Annotated in this window: 7 protein-coding genes; 5 read left to right on the forward strand and 2 right to left on the reverse strand. The window is 74.4% G+C overall.

Features of this window, described 5'->3' with window-relative positions; all coding sequences use genetic code 11:
• Positions 1–57 precede the first annotated feature (57 nt).
• From WME96_RS15065 to WME96_RS15075, 3 genes are all read left to right on the forward strand, one after another.
• The gene (locus WME96_RS15065) at positions 58–216 is read left to right on the forward strand and encodes a hypothetical protein (protein ID WP_437290801.1); all 159 of its coding nucleotides are present in this window, start codon (positions 58–60) and stop codon (positions 214–216) included.
• A 387-nt stretch (positions 217–603) separates the two neighbouring features.
• Complete coding sequence (locus tag WME96_RS15070) at positions 604–2,721, forward strand: hypothetical protein (RefSeq protein ID WP_061618988.1); 2,118 nt, start codon at positions 604–606, stop codon at positions 2,719–2,721.
• 275 nt (positions 2,722–2,996) lie between these two features.
• On the forward strand, positions 2,997–4,727 hold the full coding sequence (locus WME96_RS15075; protein ID WP_437290802.1) for a serine/threonine-protein kinase: 1,731 nt from the start codon (positions 2,997–2,999) through the stop codon (positions 4,725–4,727).
• Between the two features lie 30 nt (positions 4,728–4,757).
• On the opposite strand, the gene mutH is transcribed toward WME96_RS15075, so the two are convergent.
• Positions 4,758–5,441, reverse strand: a complete 684-nt coding sequence (mutH, locus tag WME96_RS15080) for a DNA mismatch repair endonuclease MutH (RefSeq protein WP_437292320.1) — start codon at positions 5,439–5,441, stop codon at positions 4,758–4,760.
• Between the two features lie 219 nt (positions 5,442–5,660).
• Positions 5,661–9,290, reverse strand: a complete 3,630-nt coding sequence (locus WME96_RS15085) for a protein kinase domain-containing protein (protein WP_437290803.1) — start codon at positions 9,288–9,290, stop codon at positions 5,661–5,663.
• A 256-nt stretch (positions 9,291–9,546) separates the two neighbouring features.
• Here WME96_RS15085 and WME96_RS15090 point away from each other — a divergent pair, with 256 nt between their 5' ends.
• Complete coding sequence (locus tag WME96_RS15090; RefSeq protein WP_437290804.1) at positions 9,547–10,746, forward strand: aminotransferase class V-fold PLP-dependent enzyme; 1,200 nt, start codon at positions 9,547–9,549, stop codon at positions 10,744–10,746.
• Positions 10,747–10,842: 96 nt separating this feature from the next.
• Positions 10,843–12,834 carry an FTR1 family protein gene (locus WME96_RS15095; RefSeq protein ID WP_437290805.1) on the forward strand — a complete coding sequence of 664 codons (1,992 nt, stop codon included), beginning with the start codon at positions 10,843–10,845 and terminating at the stop codon, positions 12,832–12,834.
• Positions 12,835–12,846 lie beyond the last annotated feature (12 nt).

Here is a 12,846-nt window from a genome sequence, read left to right on the forward strand (position 1 = left end):
CAGACGTCGAAAACCAGGGGCAACGACGTAACGCTGAACGTGAAGACGAGCGCGACGATGAACGTAACGCTGAAGGTGAAGACGAACGGCGCCGCGATGAACACGAGGCCCGCGATGAACACGATGAACAGCGCGGAATGCGTCATGGCGTGCGTCGCGCACCGCATCACCGCGAGCGTGCCGACGCACGCGAGCCGCGCGGCCGCCTGCTGGTGAGCGCGAGCGCGTACGAGCGCATGCGAGCGCATACGTGGCCGACGGGGCGTGTGCGTGGGGGCGTGACACGAGACGTCGAGATGGCTCGCGTGCGCGCAACCGCCAGATGCGCAAGGACACGCAACGACACGCGTCACGAGACGGCGCGCGACCACGTGAGCGGACGAAGCGGACGAAAATGAGAACGGGGAAGGAAAGTGCTCGATTTCTTGGAGCTGGACGAGCATCCTGGTGTACGTTAGGAGGCTGGCTATTCCGCTGGTTAATGTGGGTCATTGGATATCCGGGAGATAGGTCGAGAACATGACCACGACCAACGGACGACAGTCGGGGCGGGGACATCCTGCAGATGAGGAGCTAGGTCGGGTGACGCGCGAATCGGGAGGCATGGCGAGCAGTGACGAGGCTGAGCTCGACGAGTCGCCGAGGCGGCTCGACGCCATCCTCCGCGCCCTTCCAGAGTCGGAGCTCAAGGGCCTCATCACCAGGATGGGGATCCGCATCGACGCCGCGAAGCGCATCGACGCGCCGTCTCAGGCGGCGCGCGCGCTGGTCGGCCTCCCCGACGTGCGCGACCCGTCGCGGCTCCCGACCGCCAGCCGCGAGCTGCTCCACCGCATCGCCGAGGCCGGGGGCGTGCTCGTCGTCCCCTCGCTCCCCGCCGGGCTCGAGCCGCTCATCGCCCGCGGCGTCGTCTACGCGCGCAAGACCGACGAGGGCATCGAGCTCGTGCTCCCGGCGGCGTTCCTCGTCCAGCTCAAGAGCTGGGAGAGCGAGGACCCCCGGGCGATCCGGGCGCTGCTGGCGCAGGCGCCCTTCGAGACGATGAGCGCGATCGCGACGCACTACCTCGGCCGCCCGGCCACGCCGCCCATCGCGCTGTCCCTCGAGGTCGCGTGGGAGACGCTGAGCGATCCGGAGCGGCTGCGCGAGGAGATCGACCGCCTCGCGCCCGTCGAGCGCCGCCTGCTCGAGGCGATCGAGTCCGTCGGCGGCGAGGTCGACACGCAGGAGCTGCTCGATCTGGAGCGGGAGCCGATGCGCCTCCGCAGCGCGAGCGGGGTGACGGCGAGCCGCCGAGGTGCGGGCTTCGCGCTCGAGCGCCGCGCCTTTCTCATTCCGATCCACCCGAACCGGCACGTCGTGCCCACCGAGGTGGCCGCCATCGTGGGCGCGGATCGCCGCCGGATGCGCGAGAAGCGGCGGGAGCAGATCCGCTCGTTCGTCCTCGAGGAGGACCACGCGCCGCGGCGCGCCCGCTTCGCCTCGGATCCCGGGATGCTCGCGCTGGCGCTCGCGTACTGCGTGCGCGAGCCTGGCAGCGACGTGCGCCCCGGCGTCGGGACGCCCCGATCTCTGCTCGTCCGGCTCGCGCAGCGCTTCGGGCGCGACGTCGAGGGCGTCGCGCTCGTCGCCGCGCTGTCGCGCGCGGTCGGGCTCTGGGATGCGTCGGCCGCATCGCCGGCCACGCCGCCCGGTTCGCTCCAGGTGCAGGAGCTGACGCCGCTCCTGTTCACGACGTGGCGCCGCGGCGGCGCGTGGGACGAAGCGCGCGCCGAGCGGGAGGTGCTCCGGGTGGCGTCGGACAACCGCGACGCGAGCCCGATCAGCGCGCTCCGCGAGATGGTGCTCGACGCGCTGCACGACCTCGGCGAGGGTCGCTGGGTCCCCTGGCAGTCGCTGCAGGGCTACCTGGCCGCCGACGAGCGGATCGCCGGGGTCGAGCGGCTGGTCCGTCGCTGGGCCGAGCGCGCGTCGGTCGAGGCGCCGGAGATCCCGGAGATCACGCGACGGATCGCCCTGGAGTCGCTGCCCGCGCTCGGGATCATCGATCTAGGCGGGGCCGAGGACGCGGCCAGCGCGGAGCTGGCGCTCCGGCTGACGCCGCGCGGGCGGGCGCTCCTCGCGGGCTCCGCGCCGAGCTCGGACAACAGCAAGAGCAAGTTCGTGGAGGCCCACGCGCTGCGCGTCGGCACCGGCGCCAGGGTCTCGGCCGTTCTCGGGCTCTCGGCGTTCGCCGAGATCGGCCGCGTCGGCGATCAGGTCGATCTGCTGCTCACGCCGCCCTCGATCGCGCGCGCGCTGTCGGTGGGCCTCGACAGCGACGCCCTGCGGGCGCGCATCGAGGCGGTAGCGCCGCTGCCGGACACGATCTCGCGCATGCTCATCCAGGCGAGCGTCGTGATCGGCAAGGCGAGCTTCGTCGGCGCCTCCGGCTTCCTCTGGATCGAGGACCCCGAGATCCGCGAGCTGCTCCGCACCCGCAGGCCGGCCGCCGAGATGTTCGTCGATCCATCGCCCCCCTCGGGCCTGCTGATCGAGGCGGGCGTGGATCTGGAGCGGCTCATCCGGCGCTGTCGCGCGCTCGGCGTCGAGATCGAGGCCGACCTCGGCAACCTCAAGGCGACGCGGCAGACGCCGGCGCACGGCACCGAGGGGCCGCACCGGACCTCATCGACGGCCAACATGCGCCGCTCCAGGACCCCGCCGGCGCGCACCCGCTGAGCTCGCTGTCAACCCGCATCGCGCGATCACGGGCGCGAGGCCGGTTGCGAGGAGCAGCGCGCCAGCGACATCGGCTCCAGCAGACCACGGAGGCGCGCTGATGGCGGAGGCTGCGCTCGCGGTGCGCCATGGGCGCAGGACGGCTTCAAGCCGCGCTCGCTTGCGCATCTCCCGCGCGCTCGTCCCACCCGTGCGGAGGTTTTTCGCAGCCCTTTGCATTCCTGCGACGTGAGGGGAATCGCTTCGCAGAAGCGCGACGTGTATACCTTAGCTCGATGGCGCGCTCCTCTGGAGAGCCGGGCTCGACCGACGCAGACGACCCGGTCGGCCCGGAGACGGCTGCGTTTCCGCTCGGCGCGGGGGAACCGAAGGCCGACAACGTCTACACGATCGCGCCTGGCACCGTCATTGCGCGCAAGTACCGCGTCGAGCGCACGATCGGCCGTGGCGGCATGGGCCTCGTGGTGGAGGCGCTGCACCTTGATCTCGATACGCGCGTCGCGATCAAGTTCCTGCTGCCGGAGTTCATGTCGTACACCGAGGCGGCGGAGCGGTTCATGCGCGAGGCGCGCACGGTCGCCAAGCTGCAGACGCACCACGTCGTCCGCGTGCTCGACGTCGCCGCGCTGGACAGCGGCGAGCCGTACATGGTCATGGAGCTGCTCGACGGCGAGGACCTCGCGTGCCACGCCGCCGAGGCGGGCACGCTCGCGATCGGCGAGTGCATCGATCACATCGTCCAGGCGTGCGAGGCGCTCGCGGAGGCGCACGCGCTCGGGATCGTCCACCGCGATCTGAAGCCGGCGAACCTGTTCCTGACGAAGCGCCCCGACGGCGCGCCGCTCATCAAGGTGCTCGACTTCGGCGTCTCGAAGATCCTCACCGGCGACACGGGCAACGTCTCGCTCACGCAGACGACCACGATCCTCGGCTCGGCGCTGTACATGTCCCCGGAGCAGATGCGCTCGTCGAAGAGCGTCGATCCCCGCACGGACATCTACGCGCTCGGCGTGTGCCTCTTCGAGATCATCGGCGGCAGGCCGCCGTACGTGGCCGACAGCTTCCCGGAGCTGTGCGCGAAGATCTACACGTCGCCGCCCGAGCCGCTCCAGGACCTCCGCCCCGAGGTGCCCGAGGGCCTCGTCGAGGTGATCGAGAAGTCGATCGCGCGCGAGCCCGAGGATCGTTACCAGTCGATCGCGGAGTTCGTGCAGGCGCTCGCGCCGTACGCCGCGCCGGGCACGCGCACGACCATCGCGGGGATCCTCCGCCAGCACGCCGCGGAGCTCGACCTGCCGCCGCCGGCCTCGCGCGCGGCCATGACGAGGACCTTGTCCCGCGCGTCGCGCACGAGCAGCGGCGGTCCGTCGGTGACCGACAAGGGCGCACGCACCGCGGGCTCCACGCCGCCGTCGGACGACGAGGCCCCGCGCCGACGGCGCACGCTGCTCTACGTGGGCGTCGGCGCCGTCGCGGTCGCCGTGGGCGCGTGGGGGGCGCTCCAGTTCCAGCGCAGCCGGTTCGCCCTGGGGGGCACCGACGTGACCAACCCGGCGGTGCCTTCGTCGAGCGAGACAGCGGCGTCCGTCGAGCCCGCGCTGCCGCCGCAGGCGCCGGACACGGCGGTCGCGGCGCCGAACGTCATCCCCGCAGGCGACGCCGAGAACGCGGGCGCCCCCGCGACGAGCGCCACGGCGACGAGCGCCGGCGTAGCGGACGCGGGCGCGGCGGACGCCGCCGTCAGCTCGAGCGAGGCCGCGGCGGACGGCGGTACCGGAGCGGCCGCGGCGGGCGCGACCGCGCCGGACGCGGGACCCGGCAAACCGTCGCGCGGCGGCGGGCGAGGGCGCGGGCGCCAGGCGGGGGGGACAGGCGCGGCTCCCGCTGACGATCCGGGGCCGCCGCGCACCGTCGCGCCGGCGGTGACCGTGAACAGCGATCTCTCGATGGAGACGTGCACCGCGACGATGCCGGACGGCACCAAGAAGGTCGTCCCCTGCAAGTGACGCCCGGCGAGCCGCGCGTCCAGGGCCCGATCACGCCGGCATCGCGGCCGGATCGCCCAGGATGGCGCCGGTGAAGCTGGGGCGCAGGTAGAAGCCTCGCGGCAGCGCCGCGATGATCTCCCCGTCGCGGCCGAACGCGAGCGTCCGCGAGCGCCCGGTCGCGGCCTTCGGCCGCACCTGTAGCCACCGCCCTGCGTGCGCGGTGAGCGCCTCGATGGCGCCGATGCCGATGAGCCCCATCAGGTCCTCGAAATCGGCGCGCAGGACGCCCTCCTGCGCCTCCGTGGGCCGCCAGAGCCGCGGGGCGCCGAGCCGTCGCTCCTCGCTCGGCTGGCCCGGCGCAGCGATGATCGGGATCCAGAGCACGTGGGCGAGCTTCGCGCGAGCGCGCGACGTCTCCCACTCCGCGCGATCGGCGTCCGACAGCGAGATCGAGCAGACGAACGTCGATTCCTGCGGCGCCCCGGCCGCGTCCACGGGGATCGTCTTGAGCTCGATCCCGAGATGGGGGAAATCGGGCCTGGACGTCGAGCCGGCGCTCGCGCCGAGCGCGCGCTCCACGAGCGCGCCGACCGCTCCCTTCGTGCGAACGCCGCCTCGGGGCACCGCGCGCTGGAGGGCGCGCGCGAGATCAGCGAGCGTCATGCCCGTCAGCGCGGCCGCGCGGCAGCGGAGGTCGACTTCGTCGCGAGGCGGTTCCAGGGCCGGGATCAACACGCCGCCCTTAGGACATCGACCGACGCGACACCAGCGCTCCGGCGCCATCAAGATAGGTTGGCCGCCGGGATGCGCCGGTACGTCGATGGGAATCGAGCAGCGCTGACCCGGGGGCCATGGCGGCCTGATTTACGCGGCCCCCCCGAACGCGCCGCCAAGAAGAAGCCTACTGCCTAAATCCCTCTTTGGACCGCCGGATTTCGGAGGAAAAGTTGGTCAGGAATTTCCTGTATGACCCTTGCGGGATCCAGCGGTGCTGTGCCTCGCGGTCCGCTCGTCGTCGAGCGGCCACCTCAGGTCGGCGAGCTGACCGGTGATGCGGAGGAGCATCTCCCGTAATGAGGAGGCGGTCGCCCGGTCCAGCGGGTTGTGTCGTAGGCAGGCATACAAAAACGCCGCGATATCGGCGGTCCTGGTATCGTCGGCCAGGCGTTTGACCGGCGCTGGCAGCCCGTCGTGCGTGACGTGCGCCGTGATGAGCGCGACCTCGGTGGGCCCGTCGAACAGCGTCTTCCCGGTGAGGATCTCGTAGGCGAGGCAGCCGAAGCTGTAGACGTCGGCCGTGAGCGGGGTCGGGGTGACCCCGGGCGGAACGACCCCCCAGATCTCCGGGGCGCCGTAGCAGCCGGTGGCGCAGCCGGGGCGGATGTGGCGGCCCGCCAGGCCGAAGTCGACGAGCACGGGCTCGCGCCCGCCGCGCAGGATCACGTTGGTGGGCTTGATGTCGAGGTGCCCGACGCCGACCGCGTGCATCGCCTCGAGCCCGGCGAGGATGCCGTCGAGCAGCGCCACGGCGCTGCGGGAGGTGAGGCCGCGCGCGTCGAGCAGCTTGTCGCAGCGGATGCCTTCGATGAGCTCCATCACGAGGATCGGCTTGGGGCGGGCCCCTGCGTCGAACGTGACGAAGCGGGCGAGGTTCGGGTGATCGGGGAGCGAGAGGAGCGCGCCTGCCTCCTCCCGGAACAGCCGGAGGAAGTCGGCCTCCGAGACGCTCCGGGCCGCCGTGTGATCGTACTCCGGCACCTTGAGGGCGAAGCGCTCGGCCGACGGATCGTGCCGCTCCTCGGTGCGGGTGACGACGAACACCGTCCCCAGCGAGCCGCCGCCGAGCTGGCGGTGCACGTAGAAGCCGCCGAGCGTGCGCCGGCTCGGCAGCCACGCGGGCAGGGGCTGCTCGGGCAGCGCGACGCTGCCCGGCGCGCTCGGGCGCCGGACCGGGAGCCGCATGACGCGCGGCGCGACGAGGGCGACCACGTCCGCGAGCGCGCCCGGGATGCTCGCGCGCGCGGCCGAGACGAGCGCCTCGATCGGCGCGGCGACGCCCGGCTCGACGCCCTCTTCCTCCTCCTGCAGCGCGACCTCGATCGCGAGGCGCAGCGGCTCGGTCGCGCCGGAGGGCGCCGAGGCGGGGTGCTCCCCGCAGCGCCGGCGAGCGCCGGCGGTGAGCTGCGCGAGCCGCGTGAGGGCGTCCTCCAGGGCGCTGAGCGGCGAGGCGTCCGCGTCCCCGTCGCCCGCCCCCGTCAGCGCGCTGAGCGCGCCGGCCGTGTTCACCGCCCCGAGCGCGCGCGCGAGGCGGGCCAGCGCGCCGCGCACGATCTCCGTGCGCTGCGAGGCGCCCGCGGGCAACGCCGTGACGAGCGCGTCGAGGGCGGCGATGCGCTCGAGCGCCGCGCGCGCGCGCTCGGCCTCGGCGAGCTCCGCGTCCAGCGATCCCCGCCGCGTCGACCGGACCGACACCGCGGCGTCGCTGTCGGGCGCGCGCCCGCCGCGCGCGCCGCCCTCGCGCCCCCCGCGCGCGAACCGCGCGTAGGCGCGCAGGAGCTGGGCGACGTCCGGGTGCATGCTGGCCTCCCCGAGCACCTCCAGGTCGTCGGGGTCGCCGCCGCGCATCGCCGCGTGCAGGAAGATGTCGGCCGCGTCGGCGGCCCCCTCGCGCACGAGCGCGTCGAGGCCGCGGGCGACCGACGCCGCGATGGCGCGGCGGAGCGACGAACCGCGGTCGGCGCGCAGCCGGTCGAGCAGCACGCCGATCGCCCCTGTCCACCGCGCGAGGACGCGCGCCTTGAGCTCGGGCTCGCCGCCGAAATCGGTGTTCTCGCCGTCGATCAGGTGGATGAGCGCGCGCAGGTTTCGCTGGTGCACGGTCACGTGCAGGGGCGGCGAGGCGCTCGCGCGCGCGGCGGGCCCCTCGGCGCGGAGCAGCCAGCGGGCGAGCCGCTCGTCGAGATCGTCCAGCGAGGCGACCCCGGTCGCGTCCTCGCTCGGCCGGCGGCTCAGGAGCAGCAGGCTCCTCAGCAGGCCGGAGCCGAGCAGCTCCGCGTCGAGCTCGCGCACGAGCCCCACCGCGGCCCTGCGCGCCGCGGTGCTCTGCCCGTCGTCGAGATCGCTGAGCTCGATCTCCTCGAGCGCCCCCACGACCTCGGCCGCCAGGGCGTACGCCTCGAGCGCGCGGCCGTGCGCCTCGCGCGGCCCGGTCTCGACGAACGCGGCGACGGCGCCGTCGAGCGCGCCGCGCAGCAGCGCGACCCCGGCGCCGTCCATCGCGAGGTCGCGGTGGACGACGCGCGCGAGCGCCGCGAGGCCGTCGTCGCGCGCGTGCGCGCTGGGCGGCGCCTCGAGCGCGTCCTCGAGCGCGCGGGCGCACCGCGCGGCCGCGCGGCCGCCGAGCGGCTCGCCGCGGCTCAGCGCCCCGCGGAGGTCGCGCCGCAGCTCGACGATCGCCTCGGCCGTCGACATCGGCGACGCGCGCGCGATCTCGTCGAGCAGCGCGTCGGCGGCCTCGGGCTCCGCGTCGGCCGCGACGGGGAGGCCCCACGCCATCGCCGTGGCGATGCCCGGGTCGGCCGTGAGCAGCGGGCTTCGCAGGAGCTCGACGGCGCGGCGGAGCGCGCCGTCCGGGTCGACGGCGATGCTCGCGGCGAGCGACGCGGCCCCGCGTCGCCACTCGGTGGGGGAGAGATCCTGACCGAGCAGCGCGCGCACCTCGTCGGCGAAGTCGGGCAGCACCCCTGCGAGCAAGCCGCGCGCCGCGGCGACGTGGCGCCAGACGAGCGGCTCGCGGTCGGCGAGGAGCGTCTGCCACGCGAGCGCGATCCCGTCGGCGCTGCGGTCGAGGTCGCGCCGGCGCCCGTCGCTGACGTTGCGGAAGACGCGGAGCGGGAGGTCGTCGCCTTGCATGGCCCTGCGGGTCGCCTCGCGGGCGGCGCGCTCGAGCAGGCGCGCGGCGAGGCGACGCTCCGGGAGCGAGCCGGTCGAGGGCGCCGCGATCCAGTCGCGCGACAGCTCGCGCCGCGAGGCGAGCAGCAGCGCGAGCGGATCGACCGGGATGTCGGTGCCGGCCGGGAGCCAGAGCGAGAGCATGACGCGCGCGCGGATCCCCGCCCCGGAGAGGCCGCGGGCCGAGCCGGCGGCCATGCGCGTTGCGAGCGCGACGAACGTCGCCGCGTTGCCGGCGTAGAGCTGGTTGAGCACGCGCCGGCCGAGCTCGCGCCGCTCGGGCCCGTGCGGGAGCGCGCCGGCGATCTCGTAGAGAGCCACGCTCGCGGCGGCCGGCGCCAGCCAGCTCAGGTCGTCGAGCAGCCCGTCGGCCATGGCGGTCTGGACGCTCCGCAGCAGCCCGTCCGGGCTGAGGGAGTCGAGGGGGGTCGACCCTTCGAGCGCGTCGACGAGGGCGATCGAGGCGATCGTCTGGCGGAAGAGCGCGCGCCGGACGTTCGGGTCGTCGTGGGACGTGAGATCGACGAGCCCTTCGAGGTATTCCGCGCGCGGTCGCATCGGCAGGTTGCGCAGTCTAGCGCGACGGCGCGCCGGCCCCCCTCCCACGCCGCAGCAATCCTCGCCCGTCACGGAACCTCCCACCCCCTCCGCTGTCGCGTCTCTCCGCCCGACGCCGGGCGAGCTACCTCCCCTTACGATGATCGGACGCGCCGGGGGCGCGCCCCGGCCGCACGTCCCGCTCGCCGAGGACGCAATCCGCACATCCCGCGCAGGATCCACGGGCCGAGCCGGTGGAAGTGAACTCGGAAGTGGGTTAAGCGGGGACGCGCGCGGAGCCTCACCGCCTCGCGCGCACGTCGCGCGACGCCGTCACCGAGGAGCTGGAATGCAAGGAGACGCGGAACTGGGCTTCTCGTTCGACCTCGACGCGTTCCGCGCGGCGTACTCGCGCTTCCTCACGCCCGCGGACGGCGCGGCGCCGCGCATCCTGCTCACGGGCCATTCCCACCAGGCCTGGCCCGACGTGGCGCGCGACGCGCTCGTCGCGTGCTTCGACGACGCCGCGCGGCTCGTCGACGACAAGTGGGACGCCGCGGTGCTCCCGAAGCGCGCGGCGGTCGGCGAGGCGATCCTGGAGCGGATGGGCTTCGATCGCGGCGACGCCATCGCCTTCGGCCAGAACACGCACGAGCTCGTCTACCGGCTGATCACCGCGTTGCCTCGGCGAGAGCGGCCGCGGATTGTCACCACCCAGGGCGAGTTCCACTCGCTCAGGCGTCAGCTCGCGCGCCTGGAGGAGGAGGGCGTCGAGGTCGAGTGGGTGAGCGTCGAGCCGCGCGCCGCGCTGGCCGATCGGCTGCTCGCCGCGCTCCGCCCGGGCACCTCGATGCTCGCGATCTCGGCCGTGCTCTTCGAGAGCGCGACGGTGGTGCCGCGGCTCGACGAGATCGTCGCGCGCGCGGCCGAGAACGGCGCCGTCCCGCTCGTCGACGCCTACCACGCCTTCAACGTCGTCCCGGTCGCGTGGGGCCGCGCGGCGCCTCATGTCTTCGCGGTCGCGGGCGGCTACAAGTACGCCGCGATGGGGGAGGGGATCTGCTGGATGCGCGTCCCGCGCGACTGCGCGCTGCGCCCTGTCTTCACCGGCTGGTTCGCCGACTTCGGCGCGCTTGCGGGCAGCGGCGGCGGCGTCGCGTACGCGCCGGGCGGCGCGCGCTTCGCGGGCTCCACGTTCGACCCCTCCGCGCTCTACCGCGCCGCCGCGGCGCTCGAGCACTGGGATCGCTTCGGCCTCACCGTCCCGCGGCTGCGCGCGATCTCGCTCCGGCAGACCGGGCGCATCCTCGGCCTCCTCGACGTGGCGGGCCGCGCCGGCGACGTGATCTCGCCGCGCGAGCCCGAGCGGCGGGGCGGCTTCGTCGCCGTCCGCGCGGCGCGGGCGGGCGACGTCGTGGAGCGCCTCCGCGCCCGGCGAGTGCTCGTCGACGCGCGGCGCGACGTGCTCCGCATCGGCCCCGCGCCGTACCTCACCGACGCCGAGATCGACGACGGCGTCGCGGCCCTCCTCGAGGAGCTCGGACGCTAGCGCCGCGCGCCGCCCCAGAGGCCGGTGGCTCGCTCGCGCTCACCCGCGCCTCACTTCGCCTTGATCCCCGCATACAGCCCGCGGTACTTTCTGAATATGACTATCAACATCACGCGCGGCCAGCGGATGCTCGCATTCCTGTGTCTGGCTGCCGTGCTGCTGGGCGCTCCGCTCGCCCGCGCGGATCAGGGAGATCCGCCCGAGATCGAGGCGCAGCGGCTCGTGCACATCCTCGGGTACATCGGCGCCGACTACGGCGGCTCCGTCGCGAACGGCGTCGTCACGGTGCCTGACGAGTACGCCGAGCAGCTCTCGCTCGCCGCGGACGGCGCGAAGATCGCGGCGCGCATCCAGACCGCGATCCCCCCGGAGCGGCAGCTCGATCTCTCGGCGCGCATCGCGAAGCTCCGCGAGCTGCTCGACCAGAAGGCGCCGCCGGCGGACGTCGTCGCGCTGATCACGGGCCTGCGCGCCGAGCTCGTCGCCGCGTTCCAGATCGAGGAGGCGCCGCGCGCCGCGCCGAACGCCGCGCGTGGCAAGAGCCTCTACCAGGAGCACTGCGCCACGTGCCACGGCGAGACCGGGCGCGCCGACACCGCGCGCGCGGCCACGCTCACGCCCCGCCCGGTGAACTTCCACGACCCCGAGCGCGGCGAGGCGATCGCCCCGTACCGCGTCGTGAGCACCGTCCGCTTCGGCGTCGACGGCACGGCGATGGTCCCGTTCACGTTCCTCTCCGACGCGGACCGCTGGGATCTCGCCTTCTTCATCACGGGCCTGCGCCACGCCGACGTCGCCCCCGCGCCGGCCGGCGTGGCGCCCGCCTACACGCTCGCCGAGCTCGCGGCCCGCACGGACGCCGATCTGCGCGCCGAGCTCCGGAGCGCCGCCGTCCCGGCCGACACCGAGGCCGCGGTGCTGGCCGATCTGCGGCTCCGCGCGCCGTACGAGGATCGCGCGGCCCGCACCCCGCTCGGCCTCGTCCGCGTGAAGATCGAGCGCGCGCGCCAGGCGATCGCGCGGGGCGATCGCGACGCGGCCCGCGGGAACCTCATCGACGCGTACCTCGAGGGGATCGAGCCGATCGAGGCCCCGCTCCGCGCCGCCGACGCCTCGCTCGCCGCCGCGCTCGAGGCGCGCAGCATGGAGCTCCGCGGCCAGCTCGAGCGGGGCGCGTCCCCCGCCGAGCTCGGCGCCGCCATGGACGCGCTGCTGCGCGACGTCGGCCGCGCCGAGTCGCTCCTGTCGCCCGCCGCGGCGCCGAAGAGCTTCGCGTCGACGGCCCTCTCGAGCGCCGGCATCATCCTGCGCGAGGGGGTCGAGGCCGCGCTCCTCATCGCCGCGCTCCTCGGGCTCGCCGCCCAGGCGGGGCTCGCGGACAAGCGGCGCTTCGTGCACCTCGGCTGGATCACCGCGCTCGGGCTCGGCGTCCTCACCTGGATCGCCTCTGCCCGCATCGTCGCGATCTCCGGGGCGCAGCGCGAGCTCATCGAGGGCGTGACGGCGCTCCTCGCGACGGCGGTGCTGTTCTACGTGAGCTACTCGCTGCTCGCGAAGCGCGAGGTCGCCCGCTGGATGAGGTTCCTGAAGGCGCAGATCTCGCCGCGGCGCGCGGCGCTCTCGCTCTTCGGCGTCTCGATGCTCGCGGCGTACCGCGAGGCGTTCGAGACGGTGCTGTTCTACCAGGCCCTGCTCGCCTCGAACGCCTCCGCGACCGCGGCCCTCGCGGGCGCCGTGGGGGGCGCTGTGGTGCTCGTTGCCGTGGTCGCGGCCTACACGCGCGCCGGCAGGTTCGCCCCCCCGCAGGTCTTCTTCCGCATCTCCAGCTACCTCCTCTACGCGCTCGCGGTCATCTTCGCCGGGCAGGGCGTGGCCGCCCTCCAGATGGCGGGCAAGGTGCCTGTCCACGCGCTGCCCTTCGGCGGCGTGCCTGCCCTTGGCATCTTCCCGACCGTGGAGACGCTCGCGGCCCAGCTCGTCCTGGTGATCTTCGCGCTCGTCGGCATCCTCGCGGAGCGCCGCCACGCGAACGCGGCGCCGAAGCCGCCTGCCCCGCCCGCCCAGGTCGCGCCCGGCCCCGCGGCGTGAGCGTCGCGCCGC

This window comes from Sorangium sp. So ce406 (assembly GCF_051474675.1).
Classification (GTDB): Bacteria; Myxococcota_A; Polyangia; order Polyangiales; family Polyangiaceae; genus Sorangium; species Sorangium cellulosum_G.

Coding starts and splice junctions, on each gene's coding strand:
- WME96_RS15095 (WP_437290805.1), top strand. CDS start 10,843: ATGACTATCAACATCACGCGCGGCCAGCGGATGCTCGCATTCCTGTGT.
- WME96_RS15075 (WP_437290802.1), top strand. CDS start 2,997: ATGGCGCGCTCCTCTGGAGAGCCGGGCTCGACCGACGCAGACGACCCG.
- WME96_RS15070 (WP_061618988.1), top strand. CDS start 604: ATGGCGAGCAGTGACGAGGCTGAGCTCGACGAGTCGCCGAGGCGGCTC.
- WME96_RS15065 (WP_437290801.1), top strand. CDS start 58: ATGAACGTAACGCTGAAGGTGAAGACGAACGGCGCCGCGATGAACACG.
- WME96_RS15090 (WP_437290804.1), top strand. CDS start 9,547: ATGCAAGGAGACGCGGAACTGGGCTTCTCGTTCGACCTCGACGCGTTC.